The sequence below is a fragment of the Paenibacillus periandrae genome (assembly GCF_022458865.1).
GTDB classification, from domain to species: domain Bacteria; phylum Bacillota; class Bacilli; order Paenibacillales; family NBRC-103111; genus Paenibacillus_S; species Paenibacillus_S periandrae.
Genome location: NZ_JAJNMU010000003.1, coordinates 253,536 through 270,041, shown reverse-complemented (window position 1 = coordinate 270,041; position 16,506 = coordinate 253,536). Strand labels below are relative to the sequence as shown.

General features: G+C 47.7%; 14 protein-coding genes. 7 read left to right on the top strand and 7 right to left on the bottom strand.

Annotated elements, in window-relative coordinates; genetic code table 11:
* Positions 1–30 precede the first annotated feature (30 nt).
* The 3 genes from LRL21_RS06180 to LRL21_RS06170 all read right to left on the bottom strand — a co-directional run bounded on the left by LRL21_RS06180 (position 31) and on the right by LRL21_RS06170 (position 4,454).
* Positions 31–909 carry a carbohydrate ABC transporter permease gene (locus LRL21_RS06180; protein WP_240414881.1) on the bottom strand — a complete coding sequence of 293 codons (879 nt, stop codon included), beginning with the start codon at positions 907–909 and terminating at the stop codon, positions 31–33.
* A gap of 22 nt (positions 910–931) precedes the next feature.
* Positions 932–1,885 carry an ABC transporter permease gene (locus tag LRL21_RS06175; RefSeq protein ID WP_240415085.1) on the bottom strand — a complete coding sequence of 318 codons (954 nt, stop codon included), beginning with the start codon at positions 1,883–1,885 and terminating at the stop codon, positions 932–934.
* Positions 1,886–2,177: 292 nt separating this feature from the next.
* Positions 2,178–4,454 (bottom strand): helix-turn-helix domain-containing protein, encoded by a 2,277-nt coding sequence (locus tag LRL21_RS06170; protein WP_240414880.1) that lies wholly within the window; start codon positions 4,452–4,454, stop codon positions 2,178–2,180.
* 207 nt (positions 4,455–4,661) lie between these two features.
* On the opposite strand from LRL21_RS06170, the gene LRL21_RS06165 reads away from it, so the two are divergent.
* On the top strand, positions 4,662–5,249 hold the full coding sequence (locus LRL21_RS06165) for a TetR/AcrR family transcriptional regulator (protein ID WP_240414879.1): 588 nt from the start codon (positions 4,662–4,664) through the stop codon (positions 5,247–5,249).
* 28 nt (positions 5,250–5,277) lie between these two features.
* Here the strand turns inward: LRL21_RS06165 and LRL21_RS06160 are convergent, their stop codons facing one another.
* Complete coding sequence (locus LRL21_RS06160) at positions 5,278–7,104, bottom strand: ABC transporter ATP-binding protein (protein WP_240414878.1); 1,827 nt, start codon at positions 7,102–7,104, stop codon at positions 5,278–5,280.
* Positions 7,101–7,667: a spore protease YyaC gene (yyaC, locus tag LRL21_RS06155; protein ID WP_240414877.1), complete on the bottom strand. Its 567-nt coding sequence runs from the start codon at positions 7,665–7,667 to the stop codon at positions 7,101–7,103. The genes LRL21_RS06160 and yyaC overlap by 4 nt, the downstream gene beginning before the upstream one ends.
* 146 nt (positions 7,668–7,813) lie before the next feature.
* On the opposite strand from yyaC, the gene LRL21_RS06150 reads away from it, so the two are divergent.
* The 6 genes from LRL21_RS06150 to LRL21_RS06125 all read left to right on the top strand — a co-directional run bounded on the left by LRL21_RS06150 (position 7,814) and on the right by LRL21_RS06125 (position 14,948).
* A complete protein-coding gene (locus LRL21_RS06150; RefSeq protein ID WP_240414876.1) occupies positions 7,814–9,052 on the top strand; it encodes a glycosyltransferase family 2 protein in 1,239 nt (412 codons plus the stop codon).
* 501 nt (positions 9,053–9,553) lie between these two features.
* Positions 9,554–9,868 carry a hypothetical protein gene (locus LRL21_RS06145; RefSeq protein ID WP_240414875.1) on the top strand — a complete coding sequence of 105 codons (315 nt, stop codon included), beginning with the start codon at positions 9,554–9,556 and terminating at the stop codon, positions 9,866–9,868.
* Positions 9,869–10,101: 233 nt separating this feature from the next.
* Positions 10,102–10,797, top strand: coding sequence for a response regulator transcription factor (locus LRL21_RS06140; protein ID WP_240415084.1), 696 nt, complete (start codon positions 10,102–10,104; stop codon positions 10,795–10,797).
* Positions 10,790–12,373 (top strand): sensor histidine kinase, encoded by a 1,584-nt coding sequence (locus tag LRL21_RS06135; protein ID WP_240414874.1) that lies wholly within the window; start codon positions 10,790–10,792, stop codon positions 12,371–12,373. The genes LRL21_RS06140 and LRL21_RS06135 overlap by 8 nt, the downstream gene beginning before the upstream one ends.
* 192 nt (positions 12,374–12,565) lie before the next feature.
* Entirely contained in the window at positions 12,566–13,057 is a 492-nt protein-coding gene (locus tag LRL21_RS06130) for an RNA polymerase sigma factor (protein ID WP_240414873.1), read from the top strand.
* Between the two features lies 1 nt (position 13,058).
* Positions 13,059–14,948 (top strand): TolB family protein, encoded by a 1,890-nt coding sequence (locus LRL21_RS06125; protein WP_240414872.1) that lies wholly within the window; start codon positions 13,059–13,061, stop codon positions 14,946–14,948.
* A 92-nt stretch (positions 14,949–15,040) separates the two neighbouring features.
* On the opposite strand, the gene LRL21_RS06120 is transcribed toward LRL21_RS06125, so the two are convergent.
* Together LRL21_RS06120 and LRL21_RS06115 are read right to left on the bottom strand one after the other, a co-directional pair.
* On the bottom strand, positions 15,041–15,184 hold the full coding sequence (locus LRL21_RS06120; RefSeq protein WP_240414871.1) for a hypothetical protein: 144 nt from the start codon (positions 15,182–15,184) through the stop codon (positions 15,041–15,043).
* Positions 15,185–15,308: 124 nt separating this feature from the next.
* On the bottom strand, positions 15,309–16,505 hold the full coding sequence (locus LRL21_RS06115) for an LCP family protein (protein ID WP_240414870.1): 1,197 nt from the start codon (positions 16,503–16,505) through the stop codon (positions 15,309–15,311).
* Position 16,506: the final 1 nt, after the last annotated feature.

Genomic DNA, 16,506 nt, shown 5'->3' with positions numbered 1-16,506 from the left:
TTATCTTTTTATCATACATCTGGGTACCTGTCAGCCTTTAACGGAGCCCAGCAAAACACCTTTGGCAAAATGCTTCTGTAAAAAAGGGTAAACCAGCAAGATCGGAACAGTTGAAACAACGATAACAGCCATTTTGATAATTTCCGGAGGCGGTGCAATATACGTTTCATCAAATTGCGTGGAATCTCCAATCCCCCCCTGTGCAAGAATCACAATCTGCCGCAGCCACACCTGAATCGGCCATTTGTGCGCATCATTGATATACAGGATAGCGTTAAAGAAGCTATTCCAATGGTTGACCGCGTAAAATAACGAAAAGGTGGCAATGACCGGCATCGATAAGGGCAGCACGATTCGGAACAGGATGCCCAAATCGTTGCAGCCGTCTATTTTGGCCGATTCCTCCAAGCCATCGGGCAGCTGTTGAAAAAAGTTCATAATTACGATTAGATTAAAGGCGCTGATAAGACCCGGCACAATCAAGGACGCGTAAGAATCCAGCATCCCGAACGCTTTGACGACCAGAAAGGTCGGAATCATGCCGCCGTTAAAAATCATCGTAAATATGAGCATCCACATGATGATCTTACGTCCATCCAAATCCCTTCTTGCCAGCGGGTAGGACATTAACACAGTAAAGAACAGGTTGCTAACCGTACCGACAACCGTCAGACCGATAGTCACAGCGAGGCTGCTAATAATAATGTTGCTGGAAAAAATATATTTGTACCCTTCCAGCGAGAACGTTGTCGGAAAGAGGATGAATCCCTTGCGCAGCACTTCCTGCGGAGTTGCAAAGGATACGGAAATGATATAAATAAAGGGAATAATAGCTACCGCAGCAACCAAGACAAGCAGCAGGATGTTAACGCCATCAAATAATCGATTCCCCCATGAGCGATCGTTCACCTTGTCGTCCTCCTTTCTCTGATTAATACAAGCCTTCTCCAGTAGTCCGTTTGGATAGCCAATTGGACAATACAACCAGAATGATTCCAATCACGGACTTAAATAATCCAACAGCCGTGCTATAGCTGAACTGGCCCTGCTGAATACCCACGATATATACATAGGTGTCAAATACATCGCCGACCTCGCGGTTCATCGAGTTCAGCATCAGGAAGATTTGCTCAAAGCCGTTATCCAAAAAACTGCCCAGCCGCAAAATTAGCAAAATCATAATCGTGCTGCGAATCGCAGGCAGTGTGATATGCCAGAGTTGACGGAATCTTCCCGCTCCATCCATTTTGGCGGCTTCATAGAGCTGAGGATCAACCCCGGCCAGCGCGGCCAAAAAGATGATAGTGCCCCAACCGCTTTCCTTCCAGATCACTTCGAGAGTAATCATCGTCCGAAACCACTCGCTGCTGATCAGAAAATCGATTTTCGGGAAGCCCAGCCCGGCCAGCATGCTGTTAATAACGCCGCCCTCCGTGGAAAAGAACATATACACAATCCCGACAACAACCACCCACGACACAAAATGCGGAATATAAATCAGTGTCTGTACCCAGCGTTTCACAATCTCTACACGAAGCTCATTCAGCATAATCGCCAGCATGATGGGCAGCGGGAAAAAGAATATCAGATTGTATAAAGCCAACACCAGCGTATTCGTGAATAATAGAGAAAAATTGGAATCAAAGAAGAAACGCTCAAAATGCTTGAGACCGACCCATTCACTGCCCCAGAATCCTTTAAAGGGTAAAAAATCCTGAAATGCAATCAGAACCCCCCACATCGGCAAATAGCGAAACGCCAGAAAATAAAAGATACCGGGCAGCAGCATGATGTACAGCCAGCGGTTCTTGGCCATACGTCTGAACAAAGCCGCTCGTGCGGATGCGGATGGAGATCGGGAAGCTCGGATGGTGGGAACCTGCATATTGATGTTATCCTCCTTTCCATTCGAACCTGCGGGAATTCCTTTCATTGCTGTACCTCCTTAAGGTTTACTTCGAACAAGGGTTCTGTGTGCTTGCTGGATTGATCATAGCGGAATCCTACATCACACACTATACTCATTACCGTGCCTAAACCGGATATTCTGCGTGTATAATCAATTACGGAAGGGTATAATCATGAGCGGTCCGAATGCCTTGCGGCAGCTGGACAGCTTGATCACATACAGCAAAAGGCTGCGCAAGTGAGTGAAGATCACTCCGACGCAGCCTTGTCTACTCCTCATCCGGATGGTTCATCTGGGTACGATATTGCCCCGGAGTCACCCCCTCCATTTTGCGGAAATTACGGATAAAATTTTGTGCATTGTTATATTTCAGCTTATGGGCGACCTCATGAACTTTCATATCGGTCTCAGCAATCCATTTGCGTGCCATGCGGTGCCTGTAGTTACTCAGGTAATCGCTGAAGGTCATACCTGTTTCCTTGCGAAATACTTTGCGAATATAGTCAGGCGTATAATTCAAACGCGCTGCGCACCATTCTAAAGTTAAATCGGTATCAAATTTTTCCTGAATCAGCTCGATTACCTGCACCGACAAGCTAACAAGCTGCGATTCCTGCTGCCCTCGAAGCGCTTCAATGACGGGAATAATGATCCCCTTCAACAGCCAGGCTTCAATCTCCTCCGGCGTATGGAGCTTGAATAATTGCTCGAACAGGCTGCTTTCCTCACCCTGCAAGGGCTGAAAAGCAATCCCCTCGTCCTGCAGCAGTGCGATGACCTCCACCAGCAGCCTTGTCAGCGCAAGCTGATATTCATGATTGCCAAGCGGAATGAGCAGCAATGTACGCATCCATTCACTCAGCAGCTCTGCTGCCCGGCTCTGATCCATATATTGAACCGCATGCAGCAGCTCCTCACCCAAATGCTTTGGATAATAGCGGACAAGGTCCCGCTGCGGCTTAATATCCGAAATATCCAAAATCGCTTCTTCACCGAGCCGCATCCGGTATTTCAACGCGTCCAGCGCTTCCCGAAAAGCAATCGGCGTATGCAGCACATCGGTAAACGGCTGACTAATTCCGATACTGACCTTCAGCTTGATATAATCGGCAGAGGCTTGTTGAATTTGGGCTGCTAGGGACATGACGTATTCCCGAAATGCTGCTGCATCGACTTGATTGCCGCCCAGCAAAGTCCCCTGAAACTGATCGACAAGAATCGGATTGTAACGATTAGCGAATGGGATTACCTCTCCGGCAATGTTGCTGATCGCAAACATCAGTAGATCCTTATCCCGTTCTCCATAATTGGTTTGATCCAGCGTATCGATTTGTATGGCCAATACAGCATGCCAACGCCAACGCGGAAAATCGAATTGTATAATCTTTTCTCTGATCTCGCTCGGAGACAACTGCCCCCTGAAAAGCTTCACTACAAAAAAATCCTGGAGCTGCCTGACCTGGTTCTCCACAAGGTCTTTCATTTGCTGCTGGGAGTTGATTAAGAAATCGATCCGCTTCCCGATATAAAAAAGCTCATCCGCCGAATTTCCGCTATTGCCATCTGCCAAAGGGCCTTTCACAGACTCATATATTTTACGAATCGGTAAATACATTCGTTTGGAGCCAAGCAGCGTAAAGATGATAATCGTCATGATCATGAGCAAGCAGGTCCAAAAGGTAGCCCAGCGAATCGCATTCGAATCCTTCGACACCTCACCAGAAGGAATAATCGAAGCATAGATCCAATCGTTGTATGTTGAGCGGATGTAGACCACGTTGACAGGCTCGCTGCGGTATTGCGCATGAAAGCTGCCTTGCATCGAATTCGTACCGCGCAAGATGTCGGTTAATTCGGGTTCATTCAGGAATTGTCCTGCCAAATTGTATTCATCTGCACCAATAATCCGGTACTCCGCGTCTAATATCATCACCTTACCCGATCCGCTGGCTCCCTCCAGCATATGGTTCAGCTCTAGATAAGGAATTTGCACCAGAATGGCTCCATCAGACGTAATTGTATTTACAGGAACACTCTTCAGCAGGCTCACACCGGGATAGCTGCCCTTTCTCGGGATCAGGCGTGTATCGCTGACCCATGATGTCGTTTTCATTATCGCCGGAAATACCGGCTGCAGCGGTGATACAACCGATCGTTGAAATCCGCCGCCGATGATCATCCAATTCTGCTTAAAGCTGTGCAGCTCGACATCGCTAATCCGAAGCTCATAGGTCTGAATATGCAGCAGGGTATTCACCAGATCATTAATATCCTTGTAGTTTTGTTCCGGGAGCGGCTGGTTTACTGCGTTTTTTAACAACGGCGACTCGATGGCCTGTGTCGTTACATTATCGATAGCCTTCAGCAGCTGCTCCACACGCATCCGAGTCTGATTGATCACGTTATTATTGGCTTCGTTCACCTTGTCCTGAATCGTCCCCGAAGCCGTATATGCAGAAAACAATCCCAAAAACAGCACAGGCAACGTACTCAGACATAAGCAAAACAGGATCAACCGGTAAAAATAATTCGATGTTCTCACCATAAATGCCCCTTAAAATCGGTTTCGTTACATAATCAATTAAAATTCGCCTTGAGCCGTCAAAAACCTTCCCATAGCTGCATCGATTCGATCAGATTCACCAAGAAAACGCTATTATTGTAATACAGGGTCATATGTAATAAAATAAAGTAACCTAACGTTGATTAGGAGAGCTGCATGTTAGTTACCTTTATAAGGGGTGGATGTCCGATGACGGCAAGTAAAATAAAAACAGCCGCTCTGCGCTTGTTTGCGCAAAACGGCTATGATGCAGCACCTTTATCCGAGATTGCCAAAGAGGTAGGAATCAAGACCCCTTCCCTGTATGCTCATTTTCCCAGCAAAGATGATTTGTTCCGGGCTGTATTCGAAGATGTGCTGAGCGAGCAGCAGCAGCGGATTAAAGCCCTTATTAACAAAATTCGCGACGAATCGGTCCACGATCAATTGTTTGGCATTTGGCAGGATACATGCCGGACGTATTTGTTAAGTGAAACTAACATGACCTTTATAAAAAGAGCTATGCTCTTTCCGCCCGTCACCTTACAAGAAGAGCTCCGTGCCCGGTTTACTGCATCCGAGAACACGCTGTCGACAGCTTTGGCGCATATTTTTGCAGAAGGCATGCAGCAGGGCATCATTCGCAGCGAGCAAATCACGGATTTGATTGCCTCCTATTATTGCATGCTGGATGGTGCTTTTATTCAGCAGTTTTACTATTTGCCTGATCATTTTGAACAGCGGATGCACAGTGTCTGGCGAATGTACTGGCAGGGTATTTCAACCATACAGCCTTAAACTCATGAGCTGCCAGGTTCGATTCATGCTAGCTTAATGCTGCCTTTTCGAATTGGGTCCAATACAGCCGCGCATACAAGCCGTCCTGCTCCAGCAGCTCGGTATGGCGCCCCGACTCCAGCAAACGCCCAGCCTCAAGCACGATGATCCGATCCGCCGCCAATATCGTTGACAGCCGGTGGGCAATCACGAGCGTCGTGCGTCCGTGCATTAAGGAATCCAGCGCTGTCTGTACATAAGCCTCTGATTCGGAGTCCAGATGTGAGGTTGCCTCATCCAGCACAAGAATACGTGGGTTTTTGAGAATCGCTCTGGCAATAGCCAGACGCTGCCTTTCTCCGCCCGACAGCCGATGACCACGCTCCCCAACCATCGTATCATAGCCATTTGGCATTGCCGCAATCGTCTCATGAATATAAGCTTGCCGACAGGCCTTCTCCAGCTCTTCATCTGTTGCGTCAAGCTTGGCAAACAATAAATTATCACGAACCGACGCATGGAACAGGAACGATTCCTGTGTAACGAAGGCCACCTGCTCGCGCAGCGATGACAATGTGACGGATGCAGCGTTATGACCATCAATCGACACAACGCCTTCAGTCGGATCGTACAGCCTGGCCAGCATGCCGATCAATGTCGATTTTCCGGCACCGCTTGGCCCTACTATAGCTACAACCTCACCCGGCTGCGCTGTAAAGGTAATCTGCTGCAATGCATATTGACCTGGCTGATAGGCATACGAAACATGATGAAATCCAACCTGCCCCTGTACGGAAGACAGCGCCTTCGCTCCAGTCAAATCTTTAACATCAGGCTCCATATCCTCGTACTCGAATATCCGCTGAAATACGCCAAGTGCCGTCTGAACCTCCACCTGAAGATTCAGCAGCGTGCCAATCGGACCGTACAATCGTCCCAAATAAGCAGCAAAAGCTACGATACCGCCTATCGTCATCGATCCTTCGATCACATTCCAACCCCCATACAAGTATATCAATGCCGTGCCGAGCGGTCCCAATACACCAAGCACCATCCCGTACCACCGACCGACCAGATTGAGCTTCAGCTCCAAATCCATAACCCGCTGGTTCAGCACGTCAAAATCCTGTTCCTGCTTACGCTCCTGCTGAAAAATCCTTGTCAGTAATGCACCGGACACGCCAAAAATTTCTCCAAGCTGAGATGACATCTCACCGCGTACCCGCTGCGTTTCGCCCCGCAGCCGCTTGCGAATCTGGGATACCTTACGAACAGGCAATATAAATAAGGGTAAAATGACCGTAGCCAATATCGCCAGCCGCCAATCCAATACGAATAAAATGACGATCGTCGTGATCACAATAACACCCTGTGTGACAGCCGATACAACGATGGTTGTCACTACATTTTGCACCGCCAGCACATCGCCAGTTAGCCTTTGAATAATTTCCCCTGACTTCGCGTCCGTGAAGAAGCTCATCGACTGCCGTTGTAAATTAGCAAACAACGAGCGTCTTAAATCGCGCATCACGCCCTGACCAACTTTGGTGTTCTCGTGATTTTGCCATACACTGAGCAGGCCGCTGCTGACAGGCAGCAGAACCATCAAACCGATCAATTCGATCAGTTTCCTTTTGTCACCCTGCGGGATCGCCGCATCAATAATTTCCTTCATCACAAGCGGCGGTATAAGTCCAATTAATGCGGCACCCAATGCCAGTAAAATAATAATAACCAGCTGCACACGGTATCCGCGGAACAAGCCGTAAATCCGCCGCAGCGATACGTCCTTCAAGGTGGCTTTACCTCTGCTTTGTAAAGCTTGCTTGCTTCCACCTTCCCAGCCGCCTCCACCTCCACCTTCCCTCATGCTCATCCTAATTTCCCCTCCGGTGTTGACCCTGCAGCCGACTCCAATGGAAATACGTCCATGATGCTGGCTGTGATTTCCTTGGCCATTGTCATAATTCGATACAAGGAGGTACCCTGCAATATCGCATATTGATTCCCCTCATTATGATTAACAATAGCGGCAATCGAATAATTTCCTACAGGCGGCAGCATCCGCCCCACCGACTTGCCAGGCTCCATCGGCTGATTGGACACCTGATAGCTGGCTATGGACGACGGCTGCCCAAGACAGGCATCGATAGCCACAAATGTTTTACCGGATTTCATCAGCGGCAGACTGGTCAGTCGATGAAGCATATTGCTCGCATCCAGCGGGAATTCCAGAGTCCCCAGCACCTGTGTATAGCCCGCCTCCTCCAGCATCGTGCCTACCAGCGGACCGAGCGAATCTCCCGTCGAACGGTCCGTACCGATGCATAGAAACACCAGCTCCTCCGTCCTTACCCCGCTCCTCCGTATGGAAAGCATAAATTCGCCAAGCTCCGGTCCCTTGATTCGTTTACGTATGATCGGGAATGCCTTTTTCATCCGATTCCTCCTGGCAGTTGCTTTTATTCACTCATGATTTGTATTTATTGTAGCACAAAAATTATGAGATAGCTCTGATCCATTTGTTCAATGCGGGCAGCCAATGCTATAATGCTAAAAAAAGCGCTTCATGGGAGGGATCATCCATGTTCATTTTCAAGCTGCTGGTCATCCTGACGCTCGGTTACTGGATTGTGATGCTTGGTGATACGCTATGGGCGCGCAAGCTGATGCGGCAGCTGCCTGCAAGCTCCAAGCCGGGAGGCTCCGCTTCCACGGAATCCTTCGCCCCCGCAGGCTTGGGGCAGCCACGCGGTACTACAGCCAAAGAGCTCCCGCTCGTATCTATTATTATAGCTGCCAAGGAAGAAGAGGCCTCGATCACCGAGACCGTTAAGCATCTGCTTAATCAAACGTATCCAAGATTCGAAATTATAGCAGTTAATGACCGTTCACAGGACGGTACAGGTCACAAGCTGGAGGAGCTGCGCAAATGGTCTCAAGGTAAACGGCAGGTAGAGGTACCGTTGACCGTGATCCATGTCACAACGCTGCCCGCTGGCTGGCTTGGCAAAAACCACGCGCTGTATCAAGGCTTCCTGCAGGCGCGCGGACAAATTATTTTGTTTACCGATGCGGATGTGCTGTTTCAGCCGCACGCTCTTGCCGACGCAGTGCATTACATGAAGGAAACCGATGCTGACCATCTGACATTGACACCCAAGATCGTCGTAAACAGCTTTTGGCTAAGTGCGTTCGTGCAATATTTCTTCTTTGCCTTAGCTTTATATATCCGCCCTTGGCGCGCCAACATAGATACACAACACAAGCATGGAATGGGCGTCGGTGCTTTCAATATGATTACCCGGCAGGCGTATGATAAGATCGGCACCCACCAGGCGTTCGCGTTTCGCCCTGACGATGATTTGCAGCTGGGCATGCGGGTTAAGCAAGCAGGTCTGCGCCAACGGTTGGCCTCAGGTCGGACGCAGCTAGCAGTGGAATGGTACAAGAGTCTACGCGAGGCTGTGCAGGGTCTGGAGAAAAATGTTTTTTCCGGTTTTCAATATCGTGTGCTTCCTGCGGCCGCCGGGGTGTTTGGACAATTGCTGTTGTTTTTCTTCCCTTTTGTCGCGATCTTCGTGCTGGACGGCTGGGTGTTCTGGAGCTATGTGCTTTCCATTGTACTGATGTTGTCCGTCTACAGCCTGTTGATTCAATCGTTGATTGGCAAGCTCGGCAAGGAGCTGCTCGTGTTCCCCGCTACCGTCTGCCTGCTCAGCTATATCGTCACACGTTCCGTATGGCTAACGCTTCGTCAGGGCGGTATTCATTGGCGCGGTACCTTCTATGTGCTGGAGCAGTTGAAAAAAATGAAGCGTTGAGCCGCTTCACGCGTGGATATTAGCCATCATTTCACAAAATTTTAACACTACAAACAATTATGATATTATAAAATAATACCAGAGACGTATATGATAGGTATCCACTACCTACTGTTACGTTATCTCAACCTAAAGGAGAGAACTAATTATGACGAGCCTTTCCCACCGACGCTTCACATATGCAGCTGGAGCTACACTTCTTACGTTCGTTCTCATCGTTGCCTATCAATGTATTGAATCCCTGTAACATTAAACAAATAATTGGAGATGAAACCGTCGAGACCAGCAGTCCGGCAATTCGATAAGATTCATCTTCCTACTCATATTGGAGCTGCTCTGGCTCCATCTTTAAGGATATGGCACAGGCTGCCGTATCCTTTTTACTTAGTTCAGTTGGACTGAATCCTGCAGCAAGCTCTTGGATATTTGGGACATTAATGGTACATTTAATGACAGCATATCGACGATATATTACGAAAGAGGGCACATGCTTTGACTTCAATGGACAACAAACAGGCAGCAAGCCTGATTGAAAAATGGATTACCTATTACGAGATGGACGAGCCTGAGGCTTGGGAGCGGGATGAATACCCTTCTGTGAAAAACGCCTGCAAATCGATGCGTTTGGCAATACAGGCGCTCAGAGGCAAGGCGGCTGCAGGAGATGCGCAGCTTAAGGAAGCGGCCAAGCAGCTGGAGCAGTTTCTGGAGGAGCATTACCTGGATGACCCCGATGAATGGGAAAAGGAAAATGTCGCTTTTGTCCAGCAGGTGCTGGAAGCGATTCAGTATACGATCGTCTACCTTAAGAAATAGGGCAATTCTGGTTAATAAGTTCCGCTGCACGACCGAAGTATTCTTCCGATTGCTGTCGTTTCCAGATTTATTTGTTCTTATCACTTATTTGTATGCAGCCTGTTGAGACTTCCTCAGCGGGCCTTCTTGTTATTTCCTGCTTAAGAAATTGTTAAGATATACCCTGCCATTTAATTAAGAACTACCCATTATAATGAGGCTATACACAAGATAGTCAGGAGGAGGAAGCCCATATCGCAGCTCCCAAAACAATACTTATAGTCGATGATGAGAAAGAAATTATCGATCTGCTGGAAATTTATTTGAAAAACGAAGGCTATCTGCTGCTGCGCGCGTCCGATGGAGAAGCCGCACTGCAAATTTTGCAAAAAGAAGAGGTGGATTTGATCGTGCTCGACATTATGATGCCCCGTATGAACGGGATCGAGGCTTGCCTCAAAATTCGTGAGCAGCAAAACATGCCCATTATTATGCTCTCTGCAAAAGGAGAGGATATGGACAAAATTATCGGACTTAGCAGCGGCGCTGACGACTATTTGGCGAAGCCCTTTAACCCGCTGGAGCTGATCGCCCGCATCAAATCACAGCTGCGCCGCTACACCCGGCTCAATATCCCTCTTGTAAACAAAGAGCATGAAATCGAGGTCGATGAGCTGCTTATCAACACACAGACTCACGAAGTGAAGCTGGATGGACGGAGTATTAAGCTGACACCTCGTGAATTTGCCATATTGGAGCTGCTCGCCCGCCATCGTGGCATCGTGTGGAGTATCGAAAAAATATATGAAGCGGTCTGGCAGGAAGCCTATTTTGATTCCGACAACACGGTCATGGTCCATATCCGTAAAATTCGCGAGAAAATGGAAGCCAATCCGCGCAAGCCCAAATATATTAAAACCATCTGGGGGGTTGGCTACAAAGTTGAGTAAATATTCGGATACCCATCCTCAGTCCCGTTTGAACCGCTTTCCCTTTACCTGGTTCCCGTTTAATCTGCTGCGCGGCTTGATCCTGTTCGCTTTGGATCTGTTTCGTATGCTGAGTGGACAAGTCGGTCGCAGCCTGCGCCTGCAGCTGATGGTCACCTTTGCCTTCTGTCTGGCTGCTTCGCTGATCTTCTACTCCTTAAGCTCCGCCATATTCGGCGGCATCAAGCAGGAGCCTGTGATAGACTATGAATCCGGAGTGCAGCGTATCGATAACGCTGCCGAGAATATGGCTCGTATATTAAGCGATGACTACCACCACTACAATGAGACCGAGAAGCAAAGTCCCGAGGCACAGGCTCTGATTGAAAAGCAGCGCGAACAGGAATTTACGGAGCAGGTACAGCGCGAAAGCTCCAATAATCGTTATAAAATTATGGTTACCGACCTGTCCGGTACAGTTATATTTAAAAGTCCGAATACGGCTGAAACCAGCATCGATATTCATAAAACGATCCGCAGCTCAATGGACACTCGCAGACAGCAAAATTTGACGCGACGGCAGGAGGCTTCCAGCCTGTATCCGGTCACTTATAAGACGAAGCCTGCCTATCTGTATGTGAGCGGTATTCCAGAGCCCAATATCAGCTACAAACGCGGAGAAAGTCCTTTTCCCATGTTTGGTTCGTTTATCCTGTTTATCGTGCTCTTCTATTTTGTGACCCAGAAAAAAATGCGTTATATCGAGGAGCTCGCCGGAGGGCTCATTACGATTGCAACGGGCAATCTGGATTCCCGGGTGCCGGAGCGAAGTGACGATGGGCTGGGCTCCCTTGCCAAAAATATGAATCTGATGGCTGAGAAGCTGCAGCTGAAAATTGAAGAGGAGCGCCGGGCTGAACGCTTGAAAAATGAGCTTGTGACCAACGTCTCTCATGACCTGCGCACACCGCTTACGCTTATTATTGGTTATCTCCGCCTGTTAAATGATCGAAATTATGAGACAGAGCAGCAAGCTCGGACCTACCTCAGCATCGCTTACAATAAATCAGAGAAGCTCAATTCACTCATTAACGATCTATTTATGTACACGAAGCTAACCCATCAGGATATGCCGTTAAATAAAGAAGGCATTGCGCTCAACGATCTGCTGGAGCAGCTGCTGGAGGAATTCGTGACACCGGCCGAGGAGCAGCAGGTCATCCTCTCGCGCCATATCCCCAAGGAAAAATTATTCGTCAGCATCGATGTCGATCAGATGATCCGTGTATTTGAAAATCTGCTTGGCAACGCGCTAAAGTATAGTCCAAAGCCCGGGGTCATTACGGTCTCTATGATCAAGGAGCAACGCTACGGCATCGTTCGGATCGGCAACAAAGCCGACGAATTGAGCGAGCAGGAGCTGGAGCAGCTATTCGAACGATTTTTCAGGGTTGATGCCTCGCGTTCCTCAGACACAGGTGGTTCCGGTTTGGGACTGGCAATAGCCAAGAGCATCGTCGAAGCGCACGATGGGACCATAGGTGTCGAGCAAAAGGACGGCGAGCTAATCTTTTATATTCGATTAAGGCTGGCTTAAAGCTAACGAAAATCTGGTTACAAAATGGGTTTATTCATGCAGGGGCTTCCTTCAATAAGGGGTCCCTGTATTTGCTTTTTATCGAAAACTGGCATACTTTGCAGCGGGACTTTTTCTTATGCAAAAAATATTTATTCCCATGACACTTTTGAGCGGCAGCTTCGTTATTTGTTATGGAGAGGGGGAATCAGAGTGCAGGATAAGTTTTTAGAGATGTATGATCATTATTTTGACGATGTCTATCGCTTTGTTTTGTTTAAGACGGGCAACCGATGGGACACAGATGATCTGGTAAGTGAGATTTTCCGAAAATCTTTTGAAAAATTTAATACCGTGACGCACCCAAATATTAAGCCCTGGCTTATGACCATAGCCCGAAATACAGTAATCGATTTTTATCGCAAACGAAAAGAGATTCCCTATGGCCAGGACCCCGAAGTCGTTGGTTATTCACGAACCAGAGCTCTTTTAGATGAAACCGAGCTCCGCCATGATTGCCTGAAGCAATCGATCCTGACGTTATCCCCTGACGAGCAGGAAATCATCAACATGAAATACATAGCGGGACTGAAATATAAAGAAATCAGTTCGATCATGAGTAAAACTGAACAGTGGCTCAAGACCAAGTCGCATCGGATCAAACAAAAAATGGAAGCGTTGATAACGATATGTATGGAGGGTTAGTATGCAGCATTCGCAATCTCAGTTTGATGAAATGATGGAAGATATCAGAATGAGCCTGCCCGTTAATCAGGAGCTGAAACAGGAGCTCAGGCAAACTTTTGTGTTCAAGCGAGGACACAGAGCTTATTCCCGAGCATGGACGTGGACAGGGGCTGTGACTGCCGTGCTGTGCATCCTACTGCTCAGTACCGTGCTGCTGCCGGAAAAAGCGGTCCCGCGAACAGAGGCTGCTTCACTTCATATTGCAGATCAGTTTTCCTTAATCGAACAGCTCGGAGCAGAAAATAGTGCGGGCATGGCCGAAAGCAACGGCATACTGTATTTTCCTCTACCGGGAAAGGGGCTTTACGCCTATGGCAATGGACAATTTCATAAGCTCATTGATGGCAATATCAATTATGTCCGTGTATCCCCTGACGGTCGGCAATTGGTGTACACAGAGGATGGTAATGCATTTATTTACGATCTGACAACGCACAGAGGCCAACAGCTGCTGCAGGGCGTAACAGCACACAATCAGGTTGAAACACCTGCATGGTCGCCTGATGGTAAGCGCATCGCCTTGGTAAATAAAAAGACAGTCCCAAGCGGTCTCAGTGAAATCTGGGAGCTCGATTTGGAAAAGGGAACACAGCGAAATCTTGGGGAAGGAACGAGTCCCTCATACACTGCGGGTCAACGTACGTTGTTTGTGGAGAGGAACAATCAGATTGTTCGTATTAATCTTGCAAATGGCGAGGAAACGGTGCTTGATAGCGGGAAGTATCCCAGTGTTTCGCAGAATGGAGCTTACGTGGCTTATGTTAAATCGCAAGGTGAGCCTGTTATGGAGGATGTATGGATTGCAGATACGAATTTTAAAACGAAGAAACAGGTGACCGATAATCATCTTTCTGATGCCTGGGATCAACGAACAGGAACAATCGTGGAAGGAAAGCAGCAGGCGCTTAATACCTTTGAACAGCCAACCTGGAGTCAGGATTCGCAAAGCTTGTTTGTGTACAAGGTCTTTCATACCAATACGATATGGAAAAAGCTAATGCGATTCAATATTACCCAGACCCAACCAGCTCCTGAAGACGTTGTTTCCAAGTCCATACAAGCGCTTATTTATCGGGATGAAAACTATGCCCACAGTTTTTTCAATTATGATCCGGGTTACCTCAAGGGCACGAATCCGCGTCAGGTTGGCTACAGAATTACAGGCAGCGGACAGGTAGATGGACAACGATTTGTCGATGCAGAAACCTATTTATCCTATACCGCGGACCCTTATTATCAAATCATCAAAACACATTATATATTAGCCGATGGCCCCCGTGGCTTCAAAATCACTGCTATGGACGAAAAGGAAAATATCGAGGTCAGTGAGGCAGCCGGGGTTGTAACCCTTACTCATAACGGAAACAAGCAATCCTTGTTTGCTATAAGTGAGATACCCAATGATGAGCCATGGATACATGATTCTCTGAGCAATATAGCCTACAATGAAGCAGCACAAATGATTTGGTTCACCCTCAAGCAGACCCACAATAACGATTGGCGGACGCAGGTAATGGGCTTTAATATGAGTACACGACAATTTATTCGTATGGATACGATTCCAGATGTACAATCTGAAAATCTAATTGTAGACCCAGATTCCAAATACATCGCTGTAGACATCATACAGAGGGACAACGAGTATCACACCGATAGCTTCGTTTATAACCTGCAAACCAAAGAAAAAACGGTACTCTCTGAAATCATTCAAGGCACCCAGCCCAGTCAAGTTCATACCCGTTTTTGGAACCATCGCAAGCTGACCTTCTTTGCCAATATCGATGGGCGGGATGTATTCTTCAGATTCATTCCCGAGCTGCACAAGCTGGATACCGACAACACGGACTAAAGGAATTAACATCGCCAAACGTGCGAAGTATTTGTACGCAAGCAAACAGCCTCCAATGTGCTTGGAGGCTGTTTACCGATAAGCTAATGGTCTCAATATTCTACTTCATTGGCATTCTCATCGCGAATTTGCTTCGTATCTTCAACCATAAACCCTGTTCGTTCATGTGCGTCTGTGTCTTCATAGATGGTTTGGGGATCTCCATCTGTTTCAATCTCGATTTTTTGATTGGGCATATGCCTATCCCTCCTTATGTGCTCAGGGATATTTTTTCCAATACAGCAAATTATATGCGGATTGTAAGTTACGTATTAGAATTGTGGGCATACACACGCTGGATGACGAACAACCTGCTTTTACTTACTTACCGGTCCGGCTCTCATATGTAGACTTGCTGATCGTATTCTTGTCATTATTCACAGGCGGTTTCGGACTTACGGTCGTACCGTTCGTTGGCTTGCTGCTTTGTGTACTTGTGCTGGTACCACCACTGCCAGTCTTCCCTGTGCCTGTACCTGTTCCTGTATTCGCACCAGTGCCTTTACCTGTTCCCACGCCCGTACTTTCAGTGTTCTTCCCAAAATCGATAGGTGACTCCGAATCGACACCTGACTCCGGCATTACGCCTCCATTCAGCTGCAGCTTCAACGCGTAACGTGCCTTATTAAGCACCTCGTCCGACACAACAATATATGGGCTGACCCACTCTCCGTCCAAGGGAATGTACTCCACATTTTCAGGTGAAATATCATAATAAGTGCTTATAAAATCACGCAGCTGTGAGGCTGGCACATCCGTTCGAATGTGATCACCAAGCGTGCCAATAATAGAACCCAGCTTGGTGACGCCATCCACACTTTTTAGAGAAGTAAGCAGTTCGTTCAGCACCTGCTGCTGACGTAGATTCCGTTCCAGATCGCTTGATTCCTCTGTATTGCGATTGGATTTGCGATATCTGACAAAATCGAGCACCTGCTTGCCATTCAGCAAAGCTGTCCCTTTTTTCAAATTAATATCAGTGCCGTCCTCATCATCCACATAACGCATATTCATATCGACGTCGATCGTCAATCCACCCATCAAATCAACTACCTTCCGGAAGCCGTCAAAATCAACCGTTACCGCATAATCGATCGGGATGCCCAACAAGTCGCTGAAGATTTGCTTCGTATTGGCAAACGCCGTTTCCTTGTCCTTCAGCATAAAATGAGGATAATAATAGTTCGCTTTGCGGGCTTCCAGTCCCTCCGGGTCCAGCTGCAGATCACGCGGCAGCGATACGAGGGTCGCCGACTTTTTGTCCGGATTCAACGTAACCACCATAATCACATCCGAATTCAGGCTGCCCGTTTCAGGTCGATAGTCAATTCCCATCAGCAGCAGTGTGAGTGGCTTGACCTTGGCTGACTCCTTGACAGGCACTACGACAGGCACAGGTGCACTCATTTTATCAATCGCCTTTTCCGCCTGACTATAAATGGAATACGTATATAGGCCCGAAACACCCGCTAGCAAAATCACACACAGACAGGCAACAATCCATATTTTTTTTTTCATA